Below are 23,359 nucleotides of genomic sequence, written 5' to 3'. Positions count from 1 at the left end.
TTTTTTACGTTATAACAATCCGCAAGTTTTTTACCTTTGGACGATAGACAACCGTTCCACTTAAAACCAATTTTATCCTTGTCTCATTAGCATTAAAGTTTGTCAGTACATGAGTTCTCTCCACCCAGTTTTCCCCTATTGGTTTTCCTGATGTTAAATTTACTAATTGCCAATCCACATTTTTTTGCACATATGCTTTTACGTCTGCAGTGCCAGGTATCAGCGCATCATACGTTATGGTGATTTTAGTGTTAGCTCCTGCTGTAATGCTTCTAGTTACATAATCTGCACTCTCAGAAAGATTACCCATAACTAGCTGTAACCCAGGATATAGCACTGGACTTTTCTCTCGCCCTCCTTTTAGGCTTGCTTTTACCGTTAATTCCCCACTTATTCTTTCACGCAGTGCAAGTGGCAAATTATCAGACAGAAAGTTTTCTCTTCCCTCTTCATCTGTTAAGATAAATTCTACATTGGTATCAAATGCTACTTTTTCGACGTTCGTTAAAACAATTAAATCTGAAGTATTGTTTGCAGTAACTTTACCAAGATCAATAACGTGAGAACTTTCGCTAAATTTTGCTGCTAATAGCCGAAACGTTAAATCTAAATTCTGATGCGGTGTCCACGTACTTGCATTGCTAGATGACAGTAATACTCCTACTTGATATGGCTGACTTGTTACCCAACGGCTATTTACTGCATCATATTTGCCAAGTTCTGCTACTTTGACCGCATTTTCCCCGTCATCGGTAAGTAAAACTATTGCATATTCCTGCCCAGCATGACAAAACACTGGCGACCAAGTAATACGTGTTGCTGTGCCATCTATCTTTATATCTTTTGGCTCAATATAGCTTTCAGCAATGACAGTCTGCGAGGGCATTCCCACTGCTGTTTCTCTAATCTGCACAACAACACGTTTTTTGCCTTTATTTATAAACCATAGCTCCACGCCTCCTATGTGTCTGCTCTCATTTAGCGTAAATGTTTGGGCTAAAGGATCAACTCGTCTTGCTGCGATCACTCTTCTTCTTTCTTCTATGGTAATAGTTTTTTTACCAGTATACGTTGTTTCTCCATAGCTTCCTTTATCCCCGTAAAACTGTACTAATTTAGTACCTGCTGGAATATTTGCTGGGATTTTTATTTTTCCACTTATTTGTCCTTGATTTTCCACTTTTTTTCTTTTTATTTTTACATAGGTTGGATAATGATGCCGTCAAATTTTACTTCTTTAAGCCTTTCACCTAGCTCAAAACCTTCAATTTCAAAATCTTGTACTGCTTCTCTCATAAATTCAGCTTCGTATGAAGTACTTGACAGCAATTCTGTTGTTTCTTTAACATTAAATACTCTGGTTACTGGACTTTTCCAATTAGTGGTAACCTCTGTCCAGTGGTCAATGTTTTTATTTAGAGTAATTTGTGCCGGGACTGGATCAAAAGCTTGATATGGATTAATCTTTTCTCCTTTAGTCTGTAAAAGCTGCTCCAGTACCGGTTCAAGTTCATATGGCAAAAGATATCTTTCCCCACCTTTTTCAATATCTGCAACTTCTACATCTATTGGCAGAACTAGCTCTCTATTTACTATTGCTGCAGACTGCGAAATTCCTTGATCGCGCATATCATCATCAAAGAACGGATCTACAAATACCCCTTTTTTTGTGGTAGGCTCTCTTGAATTTGCATCACTGCGTAAACGCTCCTCTGCAACTAATGCATAAAGATCATTTATTCCTTTTTTCATTGCTTCAAGTTCATTCATCGGTACAGCATGAATAGCATTATTCATTACTTTCACCCCTTCTTTTTCCCCATCTTTCCACGTCTGATGAATGTAGCAGAGTAAAAGTTGTCCGCTAGGTGCTTTTGGCATTGATGGTTTCCAAGGGTGGGCAATTCCTTTTATTCTCCTTACTACCCCTTTGCTATCTATAGTAATTAAATCAAAGCGTGGCATCTTCCAGGTGTAATCAATCAGAACCAAGCTGTTATCAACTGCTCCCCTTACTTTACATCCCTCTTCATTTATATCTTCAGGGCTTACATGAGTGCGACAGCGATAGGTTATCGAGTAACTACTTCCAGGAGCTGGTTCTTTGCCGGGTAATGACCAATCAACGTTTCCTGCGTTTAACTTATAGTCTATACTGTTTTCATAAATAACATCACCTTGTTTAATTTGAATAATCTCAAGTACCGCAGAGTCAGGTATCGGATCAATAGCTCCAGAGTATGAACCGTGAGTAACGGTAACTGTTTTTTGAACAGTGATATCAACCTTTTTGATTTCGCTGATTGGAAAATCATTAACCTTCAGTTCCATTACTCTTTCGCTGTTTGGCTGAAAAGTATGGGGTTCTGATTCAACTGATTTTATATCTGGATCTTCATCAAAAGAAACACGAATACTGTGAGGCAACTCAATTTCATAACCATCAACATGAGCTTTGCCCTCATTAATCACAAAAATTTCTTTTTTACCCTTTTTTACCCCTTCTTCTCCCTTTTCTTCTTTGTGGAGGAACATCACTTCTAGCCCATTTACGACGTAGGAACCATTTGCCTCCTTGTCATAACGAGCAAGCGCTGTGGTTACTATGTTTGCTTGTGGTGGCGGTGAATGCTCTATTAATACTCCGTTTTCAATGTTGTAAATTGGATAAAATTCTCCATCAGTAGAAAAAGTGGGAGAAACATTCTCTGCTTGATAACCCCAAATGGTGGAAACTTTAAGTCTTGCTGCCCCTACTTCTTGATAATTACGTGTACCAACGGCAGGATCACGAAGATTCTCATCCTCAAGTTCTGTAATAGTGGATAGGGCGAAAAAAACACCGATGCGAACTGTGGTATTCAGTGGAATAATAAATCTTTTTCCCCCTACTTTTCTCACCGCTCCACGAAGATAGATTTTTCCCGATTCAAGTGTGACTTCGCCGGTTTCCCCATCTATGATACAGTTGCTTCCTGTTATAACATCACCATCACGAAATATCGCATCTCCTATGCCTTTGAGCTTGAAAAGAGCATACTCTTGAGTCTCGTTTAATTCTGCTGACTGTAAACCCCTTCCTGCCAGGAATAAGCTTTTTTCGTACTCTTTGTCAGGATCAAAGCGATTGTAATAGCCGTTTAAACTCATGTTACTTCCAATTGACTTCAGCCTTATAAGGGATTATCACCGTAATCTCCTCTATTTTATTCGCATTAGTTGCTTTAATGACCCAATCATTCTCCAGCTCAGTTACAGTTACTTTATGAGTATCCTTATCCCAAACATTATTACCCAGTTTTATATTTACCTCACTCCCATCTGCTATTTTTGGTACGAGATAAACACCGTTATAACTTAAATCAATTTCTGGATTTTTAATTCGAGTCGAAAAAGAAGGTTTAAACTTAAACTCTCCTGATTGTTTAAATCTTTGCCACTTTTCTTGATCTACCTCACTTAACTTCACTGCCAACATGTCATAATAGTATTTTAGCTTCGGCAGAGCTTTTACTTTGTTACTTAACTCTTTTCCTCCGTTAAATGCAGTATAATCAAGATGTATAATCACATCAGAAACTTTTTCAGTATTTTGTAGCTCTAAAATCCAATCAGATACCGCCCCTGTACCTTCAAATGGTAGATAACGTTCATCATTGAAGTTTAATTCGAATAATCCACTATCTTCTTGGTTTCCTTTTGATATTGCTATCTGCTGATTTGTATTACAGTTTACTCTTAATGATTGATTATCACTGAGTTCATTATTTTCATCGAGTAATGACCTTATTGCCTCAATCTCAGGTTTCAGTACTACTCTGTTGGCTGTTTGTTGCAATGTAGCATGAATATCCTGATAAGGAGCAACTTCTGCTTTAATAGTAATTCTTATACTTTTAATCTTACGACAATAATGACCTGGAAAATCAAGATCAAACATTTTTTCTGTTAATGCAAACTTACAGCTTCCTTGAGTTTTTAACTCATTGATTGCAATAGGACTTAGAGGTATTGTTTTAGTAATCTCCAGAGCTCTTTCATTATTATCAAGATACTCTTTGGCCATTTGCTCAAGAGCAAACTTCAAGCTATGACCTGCAAGTAATCCTTCTTTTAAGCTGTTCCAAGAGCTTGCTGTAACAAATACTCTATCGTTATTCAACTCATACTGATAAGTTTTTTCCACCTGTTTTACCATCTCTAAAGCCATCTTATAAGCTTGGAAATATATTATTGCTATTTGCCCTTTCATCCAGTCATAGAGCTCTTTACTTGTAAACTTACTTTCAAAGAATTCCCTTTTTTCCTGGTTTTGCTTGATTGACTCTTTATGTACTTTTAATTCTTGCTCAGCAATGGTTTGATTAATTTGATTTGCCTCTATTGTGTGGTTGATCTGCTTCACATCACAGGCAGCTAATTTTTTCTGTAGATCCCAATCTTCAGCACGTCTTTGATAACTTGCTATGATATTGGATAATTCTGCACCTTCTTTCTTAATATCTGCTAGAGTAGTCAGAAAATCTGCTCCTGTTTGTGTAGAAAAGCCAGGTTTAGCACCACCAAAAGAAAAACCAAATACTGTAGGTATCCAATGTGCTAATGCTGCAGCTCCAAATATACCACAAGCTCCAAGTCTTGTTGAAGTTGCTTCAGAATATGATAAGATTCCTTTCACTTCATGGTATGAACGTCCAGCATTGATTAAACTTTCATAATGCGATTCACGCTCCTCAGCATTATTTAAACTTGCACTCAGTGCATCTTTTTCTTTCTTTAAGGCTTCTATGGTCTTTTCTTTAACCGATGAGATTAAATTACTGATTATTCCTTCTTGTTTGTTGTAAAGAATAGTCAGTGACTCAGCGTCTCTCTTTTCCAGAACATCAAGTAATTCTGAGCCAAATTCTATCACCGTTTCAACTATCGATTTTGCATAACTTACCATTTTACTGAAGCGATAATGTGGTATTAGCTTCACCTCTGGTAGTGCTAGAGAATAACTGCCAGTTGCTGCTGCTAATTGCTTAGGATTAAGTGGTGGTTGAAATAAAGGTAATACTGCTTTTTTTCCTCTAACATCTAAACAATGTCTTATTTTATATAAGCGATCTTCAACTTTATCCCATAGACCAATAAAGCTCTTATTTTCAGGTGTGCAGAAGTAATTGCTGTATTTGATAAGATCATGAGCTTCATCAGATTGAACTGCGAGTTGTGAACCAGCTGGTAGTTCTGTTTCCATTTTCAATAAATCATGGTCTTTTAATTCACTGAAGGATTGAGGTTGAACTGAAAAATTTCCTTTTTTAATAGGTTTTGGGCCAAGTAAATCCCAAGCTCTGATATACAGCATCGTAGCTTGATTTAATGCTTCCCAAGATCCCTTAGCAAAGAGCATATCTCCCCAATCAATGAGGTTATCTATGTAGGAGATGATGATATACTTTTCAAATGCAGTGGTACGTTGTTTTGCAATGGTGTATGGGTCAAATGGATCAATTGCCAGTTCTTCAGCAGTTTGAGTATCATTTATCGACTCAACGATATTATCACTGTTATGCTTTTCAAAAGGCAAAAACTGCCATTCTTTATTATTATTGGTAGGGTTAAAGATATATTGATACCATTTCCTTGCTGTAGCAAAGTCCTGTTCTTTGTGCAAGTGCCAAGCAACCAGCATTGGAATATGGAAAAATATTTCCCATAGATAAAGGCCATAAGCGCCACTGAAGTCCAAAGTATCACTTGGACGATGAGAGATACTATCTGTTGGATTAAATCTTGAAAATGGAAGTTGTTCTATTTTCTGTGACTTTAGAGTTAAAATACTTTTTGGCCCACCAGCATAAGCTTTTTGACGTAAATGGCGAACATTGCCGGTGATGTTTAACCTCGTAAAAGAGAATTTTATATCTTGAAAGTTAGATTTTTGGCTTTTACCATCATATTCAAACTCAAGCTTATTTTCACTTTTGTTTATCTTGTAAGTTGATTTCTCACTAATTGCAGGTAGATCGTAATCTTTAGGTAAAAGCAAGAAAGACTCACGAATATTTTCACGCTCGAGGTTACCTTCAACGATGAACCAACCAGGTTTATTGATTACTTGCTGGGATAAGGACTTTTTAAAATTACTTAGCAATGTTAACCACTTTTTATCATCATCTTTATGTAGAAGTTCAGCATTATCCTTTTTATTAGTAACGTTAGTTTCAAAGATATTTTTAGTTTTCCCTAAATGAAGTTTATCATCACGGTTAATTACATCATAAGAAGGGTATGAAATGCTTATTTGTATTTCTTGTTTGAATACGTTATTATTTTCATCAGTACCGAAAAATGATACTTTATCACCTCGAATGATAGAGCAGGCATCGCTTTTAATATTTGAAGTTATGGTTGTCCAATAATCAGCCTCATTGTTGTAAACATATACTTTTTCACAATACTTACCATCTAATTTGCTACGAAAGAAAATAACGTTATCGCCAACTACTGCAACTTTGTCTTTACCTAGTTCTCCACTTAAGGTGTGTGAAGTCCATTTTTTATTTTCATCAACTTCATCGTCATTATAGATATCTACCTGCGAAGAGTATATAAAATTACCATTTCTCAAACCTTTATTTCCTCCAAGGAAAATAGCCTTTTTGCCAATTACTGCTACTGCTGCAAAAGCCCTCGCTTCACTAGCAGCATGTACTGTCCATTCTCCAGTTTCATCATCATAAATATCTATCTGTGAGGATTCGTAACCTCCAAAGAAAATAGCTCTCTTATCTACTACTGCTACCGATATCCATTCCCGTGCTTCACTAGTGGTGTGAGTAGTCCAACTTCCTGTTTCACTGTCATAAATATCTATTTTTGAAGAATTACCTATAGTTTTTATATCTACAAAAAAAATAGCTTTTTTGCCGACTACACCTACTCTTGCACTATACCTTCCTTCACTAGCAGTATGAGTAGTCCAACTTCCTGTTTCACTATCATAGATATCTACTTGCGAAGAACATATTACATGATTACTACTATCATAACCTTTATTTCCTGCGAAAAAAATAGCTTTCTTTCCTACTACCGCTACTGTTACACTCATTCTTGCTTCACTAGTAGTGCATGTTGTCCAACTTCTTGTTTCATCGTCATAAATATCTATTCGTGCTGAGCATTCACCATTAATCTTCTTACCTCCAAAGAAAACGGCTTTGTGATTTACTACTGCCACTGCTACATCCCACCGTCCTTCACTAGCAGTATGAGTAGTCCAGCTTCCTGTTTCACTGTCATAAATATCTATTTTTGAGGAAAATAGCTCCTTTGAGAACCGATTATTTGTAGTACCCCCAAAGAAAATAGCTTTGTTGCTTACTATTCCTACTGTTGGTTGATATCGTGCTTCGCTAGAAGTATGAGTTGTCCAATTTCCTGTGTTATCATCGTAAACATTTACTTGTGAAAAGTATTGATAATTTGGATAATTGCCACTCCTGCCACCAAAAAAAATGACCTTATTGCCAACTCCTGTAATCGTTATACTCTTTCGATTAAGGAAACTTTTGTTTAGGTCGATAATACGATATTTATAAGGAAGATTATTAATAAACTTTCCTTTCTGATTCTTACTAGCAACTAAATCTTCATCAAGAGTAAATAGATTAGATAAACTTACACTATCAAACTTTGTTTTGCCGATAACAATTACTATCCGTTTTTCTTTTCCGTTCTCTTCTTGAAGGTAAAAAGCTGCCACTTTCTTCCAGTATAATTTTTTTGCTTCATCAACTGGATCTATTTTAATATCACTTGCAAGCTTCTGTGGTGCTGTCCAACTGCCACTTGGTTTTTGAAATATGTAATTAATCGTTGCATCGATTCTTTTTTCGTTATTTTCACTTTTTTCAATTTGTTGCACCCAAAATATAAATAATCTGTTGAATGCATGTATTGGGGTTATTGTTTCAACTGGAATCGATGCCTCTATTTTCTCCCACGCAGTCCAGTAAAGTATATTTTGATTTTTCTGATCAAATACTGCTGCGCGGTAATAATAATCGTATGGTTGCGCAAGAGTTCTGCCAATAACGTACAGTGTGTTTTTTCCTTCTACTTTTTCATAACAACTATCAACTATTTTTAAACTAGTTACTTGTTCAAAATCTTCAAAATACTTCATGTATGCATCACTTACTCCTTCGTCGGTGATATTTCCTTGCATGAGCGTGTTTTGTAGTTTCTTATACTCTGGAGTAACAATTTTACGTAATGTTGGATTTAAGTAGTTTTCTGGATATAATTTTATCTTATTGCTTGCTTCCCATTCACGATAACTGGACAGCCATTTCCATTCTTCTTCCGTCAGGCCTTTAATCTCCACATCCTTATCTTTATCTTTTTCTATCTTCATCATAGCGCGATGAATGTATAGCTGAACACTATTTAGTGCTGCTTTAATCGGCGAAATCTTTGAACATTCACTCATTTCAACATCGATCAACAAAAATCCATAAAGATCTCTCATGTTTTTCAGACCTGGATTAGTATGTATCATGTACCTTGCTAGAATATCTCGCTTTTCTCTTGCTAAATATCCTTCGTCTTTTTCAGTGATCAGTTCTAAATCTTTTTCAGTATCGGTATATTTTTTCCATCCTTCACTTGCTTTTAAATTGTATAAATCCTGAAGCTTCAGTAGAACTTTGACATTGATTTCAGCTATATCCATGAGAGACTTAATCTTCATTAAAGAATTCACCGAATCTTGCTTGCCAAAACATTGCTTAAATATTTCGACTTTTTTAATAGCTTCGAGTGTATCTTTACTCCAACCAGTAAGCTGAACCATTTTCTCCGTTACTTTATCACTGCTGTAGTCATTGCCAAATAACCAGTTAATGTATTCAGGTAGTGTAGAATATGATGCTTTAAGTGTTTTATAGTTTAACAGAGTCCGAATCTGCTCAATTGACCATTTTCCCTCTACTCCATAGACACTTTTGTAACTTGTAATACCCTCTACTTCAAACTTTAGCGTTGTAAATACATCTATGTTATGAATGAGCTTTTCTAAAAATCCTTTGTCTGAAAATGACTGTGGTTTATTGGGATCAACAGTAAATGCATAAATAGCATCGAGTATTTCAGGTTGAATGTTGCCTACACACTTATATACTTCGTTATAGAAACTCTGCGAATCTTTTACTTCTTTTGTTGATTCATATAATTGTTTCGCAAGTTGCTTACTTGAAGCAGGATCAATCAATCTGCGTATTTGCTCTGTCGTAATTGCATGTTTTGTGAGCCAATCATTAAATTCAACCACATTTTCCAGATTTATTCCTTCTACGCTTAATTGTAATAAGAGCTCTGCTATTGGTATGTTTACTAATCTTGCAAGCAGAACTTGTTTATATACTTTTAAAATTTTTTCTCCGAATACCTCTTGATCATTGTGGTAGTTAATCAAAGCAGTTAATTCATTACTGTTTACTTCTAAAATATTTTGCAATGCGCTATAATTACTTGCTGTAGCAGCTAGATCTTTGAGGCTTTTTTGACTTAAAAGTGCTTTAAATTCTGGTAGACTGTCAATTTTACTTGATACACTCTCTGGTAAACTATCAGCATACAATGCAAATATCTTAGCTAAAGGTTGCTTAAATCTTTCTTGTAGATTTTTAATCTTTGCTATTTTTTTCTGATCAATTTTACTCCCATTTAGTGCTTGAGTTAATTCAGCAAATGACCAATTAAGTTTGTTTGCTAAACGAATGAAGCGATGTAGAAAGCTCAGTGCTTGATTATCAAGATTATTTATAGTTTGTTCTGTAATAGTAAGTTTTTTTGCACCTTTATAGCTATCAAGTAATGGTTGAAGCTTATCATGCTCTATACCTGTTTGTGCAATGAATTTATCAACATTTTTCAATTGATCTATTTTTCCATCTTTTATTCCATATACCTCTTTTAAATAAGCTTCTGTTTCATTATCAGACGTAATTACTTCATATTCCTCCGGAGAAAGACTCAAAAATTCTGCATCAGTGTCAGCATTTTCAATCAGTATTTTATATATCTCTGCTAAGCTTGTCTTATGCTTCTTAAGGTAAGCACGTATACTCATTAGCGGAAAATTTGCTGGAAGATTAAAAGGATATTTGGCAGTTGCAAGCTTACATAGGACATCATCTTCTTTAAGCGTAAGTTTTAGATTTTTCTCCATTATTTCATTGACAATTTCAAGATATAGCTTTTCCTTGTTGGTATTGTCACAATCGAGTTTAATATCGTAGAGATCAGGACGACGTTTTTTAAGTAATTTAGGTGGCTGCTCATATTTATCAACTATTTCCAATAATTTAACCAGATAAGCTGCAGGACTAAGTACCGATTGGCAACTTTCACATTGATTGTAATCGTCGGTATTAAAGATTTTTGGTATTTGCATTTTTTCTCCTGTAAATTTTAATGTATGTTACAACAACGTTGAGCTCGATAATGAGGCTCAGAGATGTTCCTAGCGTTTGCCATGTAAATTGAGATAAACTTTTTCCTGGCCACAGCTTTTTGATAGATATCCCGTGCTGTGCTTTCTAAAAATATATCTTTTACCGCTTCGACAAATCTATCTTCGAATAAGTCGGTAATTTTAAATGCTGAGTCGTATAAGAAGTTTTCATTATCTTTAAAACTAAGCAGCTGCTTTGCAGTTAAATCATCAAGTCCCATCTTCTGAAGACGGACAATAGCATCATTTATCATTTTTTTCTCCCTTTAAGTTTTTTAAAATGTGACAACAAAGGAAAAAGTTTCCCGAGTTGCTGCAGTTCGAATAAGTGGTACCGTATGTTCAAGTACCAACAAAATTCCTGAATCTTCAATGTCTTTTGGCTCAAAATATCTCTGTCCTGTAGGTAATCCTTTTTTTACTTTAGTACCAACCATAACCCCAAGTTCCCTGATAACTTGATTTGCTGCGTCCGTGAAATCGAAAGTAAATTTAAGATAGAGATTATTAGTTGGTACATTTGAGGGCCTAAACCTTCCGGAGGGAGTAACAAGCTCTCCATTCTCATCACCTGTGCAGAAGAGCACTTCGTTCGCAGTACGTCTGCCAAGCTCATTGAGCAGTTTTTCAGAAGTTATCAGCTCTGGTGGTGTGCTTTCACTATATTCTACAGTAACTGCACTATTTGCCCTGATAGAGCTATTTTCCGTACGTTTTATTACACCACTACTGCTATCAACTATATAATCTATACTTGACTGATAAGTTGTTTGTCCTGTAAAAACCCTTACATCTTTAATAGTGTGGTGATCTAGAGCTATTTCACCCTCAACAAAAACTTTTTCGACCTGATGGCTACTTCCAGAGCTTGAATCACCTGTTCCCCAAGCAAGATGTATAACTTGCTCTTTTATGCTGGCTGCTATTGCTGCTCTTCCTGATTGTGTAAGAATTGACACCTGTGATGAGTTTGAAAGGCTTATATAATATATATTCAGGATTTGGAAAATTTTTGTCCAAAAAAAATGAATTTTTGCCTAATTTTTTGTTGCAGTATTATTTAAAAATCGAACTGTATTATTCTCGAAAAAAAACAATAGAATATCAATAGGTTAAAAATTGCATCTGTATTATTTATTTTTGCTCCTGTCCTACAAAGTGCACCTATAAGTTCTCATCCTTAAAGCATTAATTGTTTTAGGGAAAAGTTATGAAACTAAAAACTGCCATAGTTGTTCAAAATATACGGTATCAAGCTAAGAGATTAAAACTTTTTGAATGCTTTGCTCATGAAACTCATGAAGATCTTGAGCAAGAACTTTTCTGTGAAATTTGGACTTATCTTGATAGATATGATGAAAGTAAAGGTAGCTTTAACACTTTTGTAGCAAGATTAACTGAACGTCGTGCCAATAACTTATTGGAGAAACAACTATGTATTAAACGCAACATTAATAACTACGTCAATATTGAGAAAACAGAAGCTTTTGAAGATGAAGTAGCAAAACGTACTGATGTAGATTACATGATTTCAACGCTACCAAGAAAGATGCAAAAGATATGCGAACAACTCAAGTACTTTAACTTATATGAAGTTGCTAAGATGAACAACATATCAAGAACTACTTTAAATACTATGGTAAGAAAAATACGTATAAAACTCTCTTCCATCTACTACAAGAGCAAAAAGAAAAATTGAACATAAATTCTACCTTTCCTGAATATATAACATATACCATTGAGGTGAATAAATGACTTTTAAAATTTTAAACAATAATGAAAGATTGAAAACAACTACAGGCATAAAAGTAGTAATTTTTGGTCCTTACGGTATTGGTAAAACCAGCCTCTTAAAGACTATAAGTGAACCAACACTATGTCTTGACTTTGAAGCAGGTCTGCTTGCTGTTCAAGATTGGCAGGGAGATTCAATTAGTGTTCGTACTTGGAATCAAGCTCGGGATATTGCCTGCCTAATTGGTGGTCCAAACCCTGCGCTGAAATCTGACCAAGCATACAGTCAAAAACACCATGAACATGTATCTGGCAAGTATAAAGATCTTCTTTCTGAGACTTCTAAATACCGATGCATCTTTGTAGATAGTATAACCGTTGCTTCACGTTTATGTCTTTTATGGGCAAGGATGCAACCTGAGTGTTTTTCTGATAGATCGGGAAAAGAAGACAAAAGAGCTGCTTATGGGTTACTTGCTCAAGAGATGATGGCTTGGCTCAATCAGTTTCAACATATCAGAGATAAAGACATCATCATAGTTGGCACATTAGGTCAATATCTCGATGACTGCAATCGTCCAACTTGGCTACCTCAATGTGAAGGAGCTAAAACTGCTAGTGAGATTCCAGGTATTGTTGATGAGGTAATCAGCATGGTTGGAATTAAGAAAGATAATGGCACAGAAGTACGTTCATTTATCTGTCAGACTATTAATACTTGGGGATACCCAGCTAAAGATCGAAGTGGCTGCCTGAATATGGTTGAAGAACCACATTTGGGTAAATTACTTGCGAAAATTAAAGCCAAAACTTTGGCTCCTATTGCTTAATTAAAAATTGGAGAATAATTATTATGGAACAAAGCTTTTTCAATATCGGTCAAAAAATTCCCTTTTTCAGTGTGAAAGAATATTTGAATGATCAATCGCCAATACCAGAAGATATAATCGCACCAAGGATTCTAACTAAAAGAGGTCTATTGGTACTGGGTGGCCCACCTAAGATTGGCAAGAGTGATTTTCTTATTTCCTGGTTGATTCACATGGCTGCCGGAGTTTCATTTCTCAGTATGACTCCTAGTCGTCCTATGAAAATTTTCTACATGCAAACTGAAATTGAGTATGAATACATGAAAGAGCGTTTACAGCAACTGACATTCGACCAAGAACTTTTGGATATAGCTGCCAATAACTTAATTATCACGCCAAGAGTGCAATTATCTTTCAGCAGTGAAGAAATAGATGAGATCAAAAGCACCGTTAAAGAGCGTTTCAAACCTGATATTATTGCAATTGATCCTCTTCGTAACATTTTTAACTCAAGTGAATATGGTAATGAAAATGACAACAGCGCTATGCTATTCTTTTTGCAAAAAACGCTTGAAAGACTGAGGAACATTATTAATCCAGATGCAGGTATAATCCTTACCCACCACACAAAAAAACTATCCAAAAAGATGCTGGAAGAAGATCCATTTCAAGGCCTAAGCGGTGCTGGATCTTTACGTGGATTTTATAGCACTGGCATGGTGATGTTTGCTCATGATGAAGAAAGCACTACCCGTCAAATAGTGTTTGAGCTGCGAAATGGTGAACGTGTGGCAAGCAAGCTTGTCGATAAGATAAATGGTCGTTGGAAACTTGTAGACCAATGGAGTTGATTCTTTTTTTTACTTAATTTATAGGGAACAATATGCTAACAGATTTTTTAACTGATTTTAATACTGCAAAATTACAGAGTAATTTAATACCAAAAGGTACAATAGTCAAGGTAAAAATGGCAATTAAACCAGGAGGTTATGAAAATTGGTTCACGAAAAGCTACACTACTGGCAGCATCTATTTAAACGTTGAATTTACTGTCACTGAAGGTCCATATGCAAAACGCAAGATTTTTCAAGTAATTGGTATTAAAAGTGGCAAAGCAAGAGTTGAAGGAGAAGATACTTGGGGAGAATCTGGTCGTTCTATGCTTAGAAGTATTTTGGAGTCAGCACGGAACATTCATTCAAATGACACTTCAGAAAAAGCAGCTATTGCTAGAAAAGTCAACTCTATAGCTGACTTTAACGGGGTAGAGTTTACTGCAAAAGTTGGCATTGAAGCTGATCGGTATGGAGAAAAGAACAAGATTGCTACGGTTATTACTCCAGAACAATCTGAAGTTGATTGGTTGCCATTTTGAAGTACGACGAAGAGAAGCTCTGGATTGCTGTAATTGAGAGAGCTATCAAAGATGCAGCAGGAAAAAATCTAGAGCTAAAGAAAGAAGCAATTAAATGGTTTGATTCAGAGTCTTTTGAAACTGTTTGTGAGCTAGCTAATCTCAGCTCTAAACGTATGAAAAGTATGTATGGGGGTTTTATGCAGAGAAAGGAAATAAAAGGATTATTGATTGATAATATTAAGGAGTGTGTACCTTACCTAATTCCAAACGGTAATTTTTATCGAGAGAGGACTTATGTTGGCAACTGTGACGGGGATATGATTACAGTTAAAATAGTGGGTAAAGAAGCTGGAAATTGGCATAATTTTACTAAAGGAATTAGTGGTGATATCATTGATCTTTGGACTTTAGTGAAAGGTGATATAAATTCCGCTAAGAAGTGGTTAAATACTAAAGAAAACACAACAAAACATAAAATTACATCGTTTTCAGCAAGGCATTACTTGAATGATAAATCACCAATGCCAAAAGATATAATAGGCCCAAGAATTCTAACTCCAAGTGGTCTTTTGGTCATAGGTGGAACTCCAAAAATAGGAAAAAGTAATTTTCTACTTTCCATGTTAGTACATTTAGCTGCTGGAGTATCATTTCTTGGTATGAAGCCTGCAAAGCCACTTAAGATATTCTATCTACAGAATGAAATGGAATATGATTACATAAGAGAGCGCTTACAGAAGCTAAGAATCAGCAAGAAAATCCTTGATGAAGGAACAGAAAACTTAGTTATTACTAAAAAAGTACAGTTAACTTTGAATGTGGAAAAAATAAAGGAAATTATGTCGGAAAATCTCGATGTAAAAACAGTTGATCTTATAGTAATAGACTCTGTTTTTGATTATAGGAGTATGATCTCTTTTCTGCAAAATAGTATTGATGAACTACGCTCTATAACTAATCCTACGGCTGGAGTAATAGTTACACATTACACAAAAAAAGTGTCAACAACCACGTTAAAAAAGAATCCATTTCAAGCATTGAGTGGTGCTAATGTTTTAAGAAGTTTATATACATCTGGAGTAATGATATTTAGGCCAGAAAGGAATACTCTGCAATTGATGTACGAACTTAAAAACGGCAAACCAATACCAACAAAATTCATAAACATGGTTAACGGACGCTGGATAGCCACAGCTTAACCAAATTTCTAAACTTTAAATATATTGGAGATTTTATGGGTATCTATTGTGATTTTAATACTGCAGCTCCACGAAAAAATGCACCGTTAGTAGAAAAAGAACAACTTAAAGCTCAGCTTCTGTTAAATATCAGATCATGCCTTTCATATCTATTACCAAGAGGAACTTTTCGTGGTGATAAGTTTTATGTAGGCAATGTACAAGGTGATAAAGGAAAGAGTCTAGTAGTAGAATTAAGTGGTAGTGAAGCTGGCCTATGGCATGATTTTGCAACAGGAGAAGGTGGTGACATTATCGACCTTTGGGCGGGAGTAAATAGAAAAAGTACAAGAATAGAGTTTCCTGAAGTAATGGCTTCTATAGCTGAGTGGCTTGGTCATTTCAAAACTTCAAGTAGTCCAACTGCATATTGGGATTATTACGGTGAAAACGGCCAAGCTATTGTTAGAATCTATCGTTACGATGATGATAATGGGAAGCGATATCTTCCTTTTGATATAAAAAAGTCCGACTTTGGTGCACCGAAGATAAGGCCACTCTATAATATTCCAGGTATTTTGAAGTCCGATAAAGTTATTCTTGTTGAAGGAGAAAAATGTGCAGAAGCGCTGATAGAGAAAGGAATAACTGCAACAACAGCAATGTCTGGAGCAAATGCACCTATTGAAAAAACAGATTGGACTCCACTTAAAGGTAAACACATTATTATATGGCCAGATAATGATGAAGCAGGTAAGAAATACGCTGAAAAATCTGCTATGAAACTTACTTGTCTTGGAGTTGAAGAACTTTGCATTTTGGAAATACCTAAAGATAAACCAAAGGGTTGGGACGCTGCTGATTGCGTGAAAGAAGGTGTAAATGTTAAAGAGTTCATCCTTAGTACAAAAAAGGCTCCTTCAAAAAAATCGTTGAGAATAGATACCAGAGCTTGGGCTAATATTGCTCCAGAAAGAGAATGGATTGTTAAAGATTGGCTTCCTATTGGAAGTGTTACGGCTCTCTACGGTGATGGTGGTATGGGAAAGTCTCTACTTGCTCAACAACTAATGACAGCAGCGAGCACAGGTAAATCTTGGTTGGGAATGGAAATTGAGCAGATGAAGACATATGGTGTATTTTGTGAAGATGATACAGAAGAGCTGTGGCGAAGACAGTGTGCTATAAATAGATTATATCAGTTAGATATGGAATCCTGTGACTTTCATGATAATATTGGCTTTTTATCGAGAGTGTGGAAAGATAATCTACTCATGATATTTGATAACAAAGATATAGGTAAATTAACTCATTGCTTTGAAGAATTACTTGAAGATATTAAATTGTTTCAACCAAAGCTAGTAGTTTTAGATACAGCAGCAGACTTATTTGGTGGCAATGAAAACAATCGCTCTCATGTGAGACAATTTATTCAAAGTTGTTGTGGAAAAATAGTGAAAGTAATAAAAGGAGCTGTATTATTATGTGCTCATCCTTCTGATTCAGGAATAATACGTAAAACAGGTACAGGTGGTTCAACTGCGTGGAATAGTACAGTAAGATCTCGTTGGTACTTGTCAAAGCCAGATAAAGCTGATGCTTCTGGTAATGAACGAGTACTTTGCCGTAAGAAGTCAAATTATTCTGCATCTAACGAAGAAAAGATTTCATTTTATTGGCATAACGGTGCGTTTGTACAATCTGATGATACATTAAATTCAGAAAGAATAGTAAGGTCTAGCTATAATACTAAATTGGATTTAGAACGTCTAAGAAGATGTGATATAATTTTAGAGTTAATCTCTAATGAAGCGTATAGAGGAGAAGTATATACTGCAGCTAGCTTTGCAAAGTGTTTTGAAGGAAAGTTCGGACTTGGTAGTGATCGTAGCATTCGTGAAAGAATTAGTAATCTTGCAATGATAGGTCATATAAAATTTTTCAAGAAGTGTGATGAATATGGATTATCAAACACAAGATCGAAGCATGGTTACCTATGTGTAAAAGACATGGAGCTAAAAATTGCTGAAAATCAGTATGTATTGGTAAAACCAGATTACTATCTTGTACCAAACAATGGAGCGACTCTACCTGTGGAAAATAGGGATGTATGGGTCTTACATAACTCTGAGAAATAATATGGGAAAGATAATATACAATGTTAATTATTATTAGTATAATGAAAATATAATGTTACTCAATCTTCATTATAGATAACATCTATAGGAAAGCTAAAGAAGCAAATAGCCTCTTTATAGATAGCAAACGAATTAGGGGTCTGAAACAAAAATTTTTTGGAAGTAAATACCCATTCAACAAAATAGCAAAGTAAATACAAATGCTAAAAAGATAATTATAGAACAGATATAAACATGTCTGGCAAGCCTTTTAAAAATATCTGAAAATTTGAATATAGTAGGACTAAGGAATTAAAGAGAGGAGAGAAAATACTATTTCAATGAGCTGCTTGAGAAAGATCAGGACCTAGGAGCACAGATTATACCAAAAATTTCCAAATTATTATCTTTTACCAAATGCAGTTAACAGCTAAAAACCAAGAAATGTATAACATTGCAAAAGGAGATAGTAGAATTATATATTAAGTTGGCAAGATGGCAAGTTGGCAAACTGAAGAATCTGCCATTCTACCAACTTAAAATTGATAAAAATATAAGAAAATCAGTAGCTTAGAAAAAGTAATAAGTTGGTAGAATGGCAGAAAGTTGCCAACTTGAAATATGTTCCAAAGTTCCCTTCTATGGCTGATTTGAGCAAGTTGGCAGAATGGCAGATTCCTTTATATATATAATATATTACATATTAGTAGTATGTAATATATCTATTGTGATTATTAGCACAGAAGCAGTTGAAGAAAAATTCATCTTGATAACAGTCTATTTTTTTAATTCCTATTTTTAATGCTTTTTAGAGTAATTATACCACTTGGTGGACCCAAATTTATAGGTTTAACCCAAAGAACTCTTGTAAACTACATTAAAAACCCAATGAGGGGCATGTGTAGCTTAACTCAATAGAAAACCTTGTGCAGCCATATCACGTTTTATTTTAGCTGTAAAGACTTAAGAAAAAACAAAAGCCTGAAAGAGACAAAAAACATACCTTATCTACAATAGGTGAATACTGTTTTTAGCAGGCTTGCATGGTGCCATTTTGGAAATCTCAACGAGTGAATCTTCTTTGAAGGAAAAAATTTGTCAATGCAAGGCAATATGAAGAGCAGTTAAAGCACCTATGCTGCAGGTGATATAAAACCAAAAGCTACTAGCCCTGCTCCAACTGTAAAATGGGAACTGGGAAACTATTTATAGGTGATTTGAACCGGAGAGACTTTAATCTACTAAAAACTTAACGAACTACTTTTATCAGCACAGTGAAAGGGTTAATACGGTAGCCATAATCTTTACGCGATGATCCAGGCCAACCAACTGTTTGAATCACATCATTACGTTCGATGTTTAATCCTAACTTTTTAGCTAAGGTGGTTTTTATTGTTCTTTGGATTGTGTTTAGTGGTTTTCTGATGTGATGTTCTGGATCTGCTTCTGGATCAAGATTTAGGCGCTTTTCTATTTCAGTTATGCTAAGCAACATGTGTTTTTCAGGAGGTAATTCTTTTTTACAATCATGCAAAAATTGTTCAAATAATATGCGAAAAACCTTCATACATGCTACAGCTTTCTTATTTAGAATCTCTATATTGTTTACGTAAAGTGAGCCCTCTATCAATTGCAACTTTAGCAATTCCTTCTCTTTAGGAGGTTCAATTAGATTAAGTGCAGTATGTAAGATTTGCATTGAAGTATTTGGTATGAACTCTAGTACTCCTCTTTGTGCTGCTTCTTGGAATACTTCAATTAACGTCTTATGCTGAAAGAAAAGGTCAACCATTTTTACTATGGGCAAATCAAGAGGTATGTTTGATGGATTTTTTCTCAGTATTATTAATACAGTTGGATTAGCTTTAAGCTTATCTATCGTTAAGAATGTTGGATTGGTGCAAAAATCAAGTATGATTAAACTTACAATCTTACCTTGTCCACCAACATGATAAACTCCACTTTCCACTTTTTGCCACATGAAATGCGTATTACTTAGCTGACCTTCAAACCAATTCATAAATTTCTCTGGGTTTAAATATGCAGATAAGCGGTGAAATCTTTGCTTCTTGTAGGTATTAGGTAAAATATCACGGTTGCAATTTTCACAAATTATATTATCGCATGCTTCGTTAAAGTTCTCATCAATGAAAATCTCATTGTTACAGTATGGATCAACTATATTTGGCCAATCTAATTTATCTTGTCTATGAGAGCAGATAATATAGGCCCTCTCTTGCATCTTAATTAATTCAAGATTCGACAAATACCTTGCTGCTTCGATATAATTTTGATTTGGATTAACCCAAGAGCTGCCAGAATTAAGAAGATCAGAGATTTGCTCTTGGCAAGATTGTAAGACCATAAAATTGTTTTATGTATGCTTTAAAATCCTCTCTTTCCCTTTTATTCAGAGGATGTTCAGAGTAGTAAATTGCTATATACTCATCACTTCGCTTGAAAAATAAGCCTATCTTTTTGCCTTGAAATATTACTTTAATCGACTCTATAAATGGCACTATGTCTCCTACAAATGGCTTTAAAACATGCAATTCCGGTGCAATAGGATCATATGGAGCAACAGTCAAAGTGATATTAGTATAGCTGTAATTGAAACGATTTGACTGAAATTTTAACTCAAAAGTGAATATATTTGAATCAGAGCCATCAACACAAACTTTAATGAATTTATATACTTGCTCTGCAAAGTTTTTATCCTGCGCGTTTACAAAAACACATTCAGAGCTAAAATAACGACTCGCAATGCTATTTGCTATCTCTGTAGCTTGATCAATATTTTTGGCAGTAAGATCTACTTGAGTACCATTAACTAGAAAATCCAAAATCATCCAATCTGGCTTATGACCATGAATAACCTTATTTGAGTTTAGTAGTAAATCTATACCACTAGCTCTACGAACTAATACATATAAACGATTTTGATGGTAGAAGAAACCTTGTAATTGATTTTCAAAACCGTCATTGCGTTTAATGTCGTCTTCTTTCAGTATCTGCACTATGGTTTCCTGAGAGATGAAGTCTTTAAATGGAACATTTGGTTGTCGTGGTGTCTTTTGAAGAGCAAATGATACAGAACCTTTTCTTTGTATTTTTTCAAAGTGATAGACAGACTTTAAAAGGTTGTGATCTACATGAAACAATAGAAATAACAAAGACTTTTTGTCGTATTTATTGTTACCTTTTAGAAGGTAGGATTTCATGAGTTCCTCAGTCAATGCAGATCTTGCAATTTCACTGACAGTAGCTTCAAGCTTTGCACGTTCAAAACAGCTAATCAGGTAATAAATAACTAGAGAGTCTAAATGTTTAGCAATCACTTTACGTTTATATTGTATGGATGTGTTATCGTAGTCTTGATCATCAAAGAGTTGACCATTTAGCTTGTCTTTAAAGCAGTGTTGAAAGATAACACTTAACTGCCTACCAGAAAGTGAATTCATCCAAGAATGACGGACTTCTGTATTGTGAAAACGCTCAAGTAAGTAGTTAACTGGTACTTCTAAATCATCTTCCCAGAATTTACGGTTTGGGTAAACGTTCATAAGAAATTAGCTAAGCTACGTTAGCATAATAGATTAATTACACTGTTAAGATAGAAATCTGAAAGCCTTGACCAATAATTATACAATGCTTGTTTACTGATTTTTAACCAAGTTTTTTTCTAAAAAGTTTATTTATGAAGAAGATTTTTTGGACAAAAATTTTTCAAATCCTGAATATATATTATATAGCACTCTAGCGAAACAAATTCTGAATATAAGTGTCAATCCTAACACTCGATCTCGGCAAACAAACAGGCTGGGCAATTCTAACAGATGGAATAATTGAAAGTGGAAGCAAAAGCTTTCATGGTAGTCGTTTCAGTGGAGGTGGCATGTGTTTTTTAAGTTTTCGCAATTGGCTTAATTCTTTGAAAGAGATTTCTGCAGTGTACTTTGAGGGGGTGAGAAGACATCTAGGAACTGATGCAGCTCATTGCTATGGTGGTTTTCTTGCAGTGCTGTCTGCTTGGTGTGAAGAACATCACGTACCATACAAAGGTGTTAATGTTAAAACTATAAAACGCTTTATAGCAGGCAAAGGCAATGCAAGTAAGAGTGAAGTTATTGAAGCTGTAAAGGAAAAAGGGTTTTTGCCTAAAGATGATAATGAATCTGATGCTTTAGCATTAATGTTCTATGTTATGGATTTCAGTAAAAATGTTAATAAGACGAAAAATCCATAAAAAGTGGGTCCTTTCAGCCAGAATGGCGGGTTTGGTGGTGCTGACCCCAGGCCTTCTTTAGCGTCAGAGATATTTTGAATATTAACTTTTTAATTATTAAGATATGAATTTAGCAATCCACTACTATCCTGTTGAAAACCTCGTCGAATATAAGCGTAATCCTCGTAAAAATGATGATGTAGTAAATAGAATGTGTGCTTCAATCAGGGAATTTGGCTTTCGTATACCAATAGTTGCAAAAAGCAATGGAACTGTGGTTGATGGTCATTTAAGACTTAAAGCAGCAAGAAAACTTGGTATGGAAAGTATTCCAGTGGTCTTAAGTGATAATCTAAATGAACCACAAACCAAAGCTTTTCGATTACTGGCAAATCAATCAGCTAATTGGGCAAAGTGGGATGATGAGCTTTTGAAAGTAGAAATTCAAGAGTTAGAAGATTTACAGTTTGATCTTAAAATGACTGGATTTGAATTAGAAAAAGTTCAAAACTTTCTTGATGATTTAGATGGTGAAGAAGAAGATCTTTCTGACTTAGTTGTTGATGACAAAAAAGTAGAAATAACAAAACCAGCTGATCTATGGATTTTAGGTGATCATCGAATCTATTGTGGTGATAGCTCTTTAGTTGAATCATATAAAGCGGTATTAGATAATAAAATGGCAGATATTACCGTATGTGATCCTCCATATAACGTTGATTACGGTAGCAGTCAGGAAAGAGAAGAGAAAAAAATATTAAACGATAATCAAGGTGAAAAGTACGAACTTTTTCTCTACGACATCTGTTCCCATATTTTAGCATATACGAAAGGTGCAATTTACATCTGCATATCATCATCAGAGTTTTCAACGTTACAAAAAGTATTTGAGGAAGCGGGAGGGAAATGGTCAACATTTATCATTTGGGCAAAGAATCACTTTACGCTAGGAAGATCAGATTATCAAAGACAATACGAAGCAATGCTCTATGGATGGAAAAGCGGCAATAAACGTGAGTGGCATGGGGGTAGAAATCAAAGTGATCTGTGGTTTTATGACAAACCAGTGCATAACTCATTACATCCAACAATGAAGCCAGTAGAGCTAATGGAAAGAGCAATAGTTAATAGCAGTAGATCAGGAGATATCGTACTTGATCCATTTAGCGGCTCTGGAAGTACACTGATTGCATGCGAGAGAACAGGAAGAATTTGTAGGACAATAGAGCTAGATTCAAAATTTGTAGATGTAACCATAAAACGTTGGCAAGTGTACACAGGTAGGGAAGCAATTCTTTCTGGTACTGGTAAAACTTTTTCAGAGATTCAAGAAGAAAAACAGTAAGAAAAAAGTGGAAAAGATAACGCAAACAGAAATTTAGTAAGCCTTGGTAGTTGTAATATTAATACTGGTATATACCGTATTTTA

15 protein-coding genes are annotated in these 23,359 nt (G+C 35.1%); 8 read left to right on the top strand and 7 right to left on the bottom strand.

Annotation, left to right across the window (positions count from 1 at the left end):
• Positions 1–4: 4 nt before the first annotated feature.
• Genes AAGD84_RS01405 through AAGD84_RS01385 form a run of 5 tightly spaced genes read right to left on the bottom strand, consistent with a single transcriptional unit; the run spans position 5 to position 11,469 of the window.
• Positions 5–1,180, bottom strand: coding sequence for a hypothetical protein (locus AAGD84_RS01405; RefSeq protein ID WP_341818063.1), 1,176 nt, complete (start codon positions 1,178–1,180; stop codon positions 5–7).
• Positions 1,181–1,197: 17 nt separating this feature from the next.
• Positions 1,198–3,150 (bottom strand): DUF4815 domain-containing protein, encoded by a 1,953-nt coding sequence (locus tag AAGD84_RS01400; protein WP_265038507.1) that lies wholly within the window; start codon positions 3,148–3,150, stop codon positions 1,198–1,200.
• A 1-nt stretch (position 3,151) separates the two neighbouring features.
• Entirely contained in the window at positions 3,152–10,450 is a 7,299-nt protein-coding gene (locus AAGD84_RS01395; protein WP_065095318.1) for a neuraminidase-like domain-containing protein, read from the bottom strand.
• 17 nt (positions 10,451–10,467) lie between these two features.
• On the bottom strand, positions 10,468–10,764 hold the full coding sequence (locus AAGD84_RS01390; RefSeq protein WP_065095317.1) for a hypothetical protein: 297 nt from the start codon (positions 10,762–10,764) through the stop codon (positions 10,468–10,470).
• A 21-nt stretch (positions 10,765–10,785) separates the two neighbouring features.
• On the bottom strand, positions 10,786–11,469 hold the full coding sequence (locus AAGD84_RS01385; RefSeq protein WP_065095316.1) for a hypothetical protein: 684 nt from the start codon (positions 11,467–11,469) through the stop codon (positions 10,786–10,788).
• 251 nt (positions 11,470–11,720) lie between these two features.
• On the opposite strand from AAGD84_RS01385, the gene AAGD84_RS01380 reads away from it, so the two are divergent.
• From AAGD84_RS01380 to AAGD84_RS01355, 6 genes are read left to right on the top strand one after another with little or no spacing between them, the layout of a single operon-like run.
• A complete protein-coding gene (locus tag AAGD84_RS01380) occupies positions 11,721–12,209 on the top strand; it encodes a sigma-70 family RNA polymerase sigma factor (RefSeq protein ID WP_065095315.1) in 489 nt (162 codons plus the stop codon).
• 52 nt (positions 12,210–12,261) lie between these two features.
• Positions 12,262–13,074 carry an ATP-binding protein gene (locus AAGD84_RS01375; RefSeq protein WP_065095314.1) on the top strand — a complete coding sequence of 271 codons (813 nt, stop codon included), beginning with the start codon at positions 12,262–12,264 and terminating at the stop codon, positions 13,072–13,074.
• A 23-nt stretch (positions 13,075–13,097) separates the two neighbouring features.
• Positions 13,098–13,904 (top strand): AAA family ATPase, encoded by an 807-nt coding sequence (locus AAGD84_RS01370; protein WP_065095313.1) that lies wholly within the window; start codon positions 13,098–13,100, stop codon positions 13,902–13,904.
• A gap of 32 nt (positions 13,905–13,936) precedes the next feature.
• A complete protein-coding gene (locus AAGD84_RS01365; RefSeq protein ID WP_065095312.1) occupies positions 13,937–14,428 on the top strand; it encodes a hypothetical protein in 492 nt (163 codons plus the stop codon).
• On the top strand, positions 14,413–15,609 hold the full coding sequence (locus tag AAGD84_RS01360) for an AAA family ATPase (RefSeq protein WP_245611004.1): 1,197 nt from the start codon (positions 14,413–14,415) through the stop codon (positions 15,607–15,609). The genes AAGD84_RS01365 and AAGD84_RS01360 overlap by 16 nt, the downstream gene beginning before the upstream one ends.
• Before the next feature lie 35 nt (positions 15,610–15,644).
• Positions 15,645–17,726: an AAA family ATPase gene (locus AAGD84_RS01355; protein WP_341818062.1), complete on the top strand. Its 2,082-nt coding sequence runs from the start codon at positions 15,645–15,647 to the stop codon at positions 17,724–17,726.
• Between the two features lie 1,228 nt (positions 17,727–18,954).
• Here the strand turns inward: AAGD84_RS01355 and AAGD84_RS01350 are convergent.
• A complete protein-coding gene (locus AAGD84_RS01350; protein WP_065095463.1) occupies positions 18,955–20,070 on the bottom strand; it encodes a hypothetical protein in 1,116 nt (371 codons plus the stop codon).
• Positions 20,036–21,268 carry a hypothetical protein gene (locus tag AAGD84_RS01345; RefSeq protein ID WP_065095464.1) on the bottom strand — a complete coding sequence of 411 codons (1,233 nt, stop codon included), beginning with the start codon at positions 21,266–21,268 and terminating at the stop codon, positions 20,036–20,038. The genes AAGD84_RS01350 and AAGD84_RS01345 overlap by 35 nt, the downstream gene beginning before the upstream one ends.
• Positions 21,269–21,486: 218 nt before the next feature.
• Here AAGD84_RS01345 and AAGD84_RS01340 point away from each other — a divergent pair, with 218 nt between their 5' ends.
• Together AAGD84_RS01340 and AAGD84_RS01335 are read left to right on the top strand one after the other, a co-directional pair.
• Positions 21,487–21,951: a Holliday junction resolvase gene (locus tag AAGD84_RS01340; RefSeq protein ID WP_065095465.1), complete on the top strand. Its 465-nt coding sequence runs from the start codon at positions 21,487–21,489 to the stop codon at positions 21,949–21,951.
• A gap of 103 nt (positions 21,952–22,054) precedes the next feature.
• Entirely contained in the window at positions 22,055–23,275 is a 1,221-nt protein-coding gene (locus tag AAGD84_RS01335; protein ID WP_065095466.1) for a DNA modification methylase, read from the top strand.
• Positions 23,276–23,359: the final 84 nt, after the last annotated feature.

Source organism: Wolbachia endosymbiont (group A) of Andrena fulva, from assembly GCF_964026815.1.
Taxonomy (GTDB): domain Bacteria; phylum Pseudomonadota; class Alphaproteobacteria; order Rickettsiales; family Anaplasmataceae; genus Wolbachia; species Wolbachia pipientis.
The sequence above is the reverse complement of the archived record's forward strand: the minus strand, read 5'-3'. Positions and strand labels throughout refer to the sequence as shown.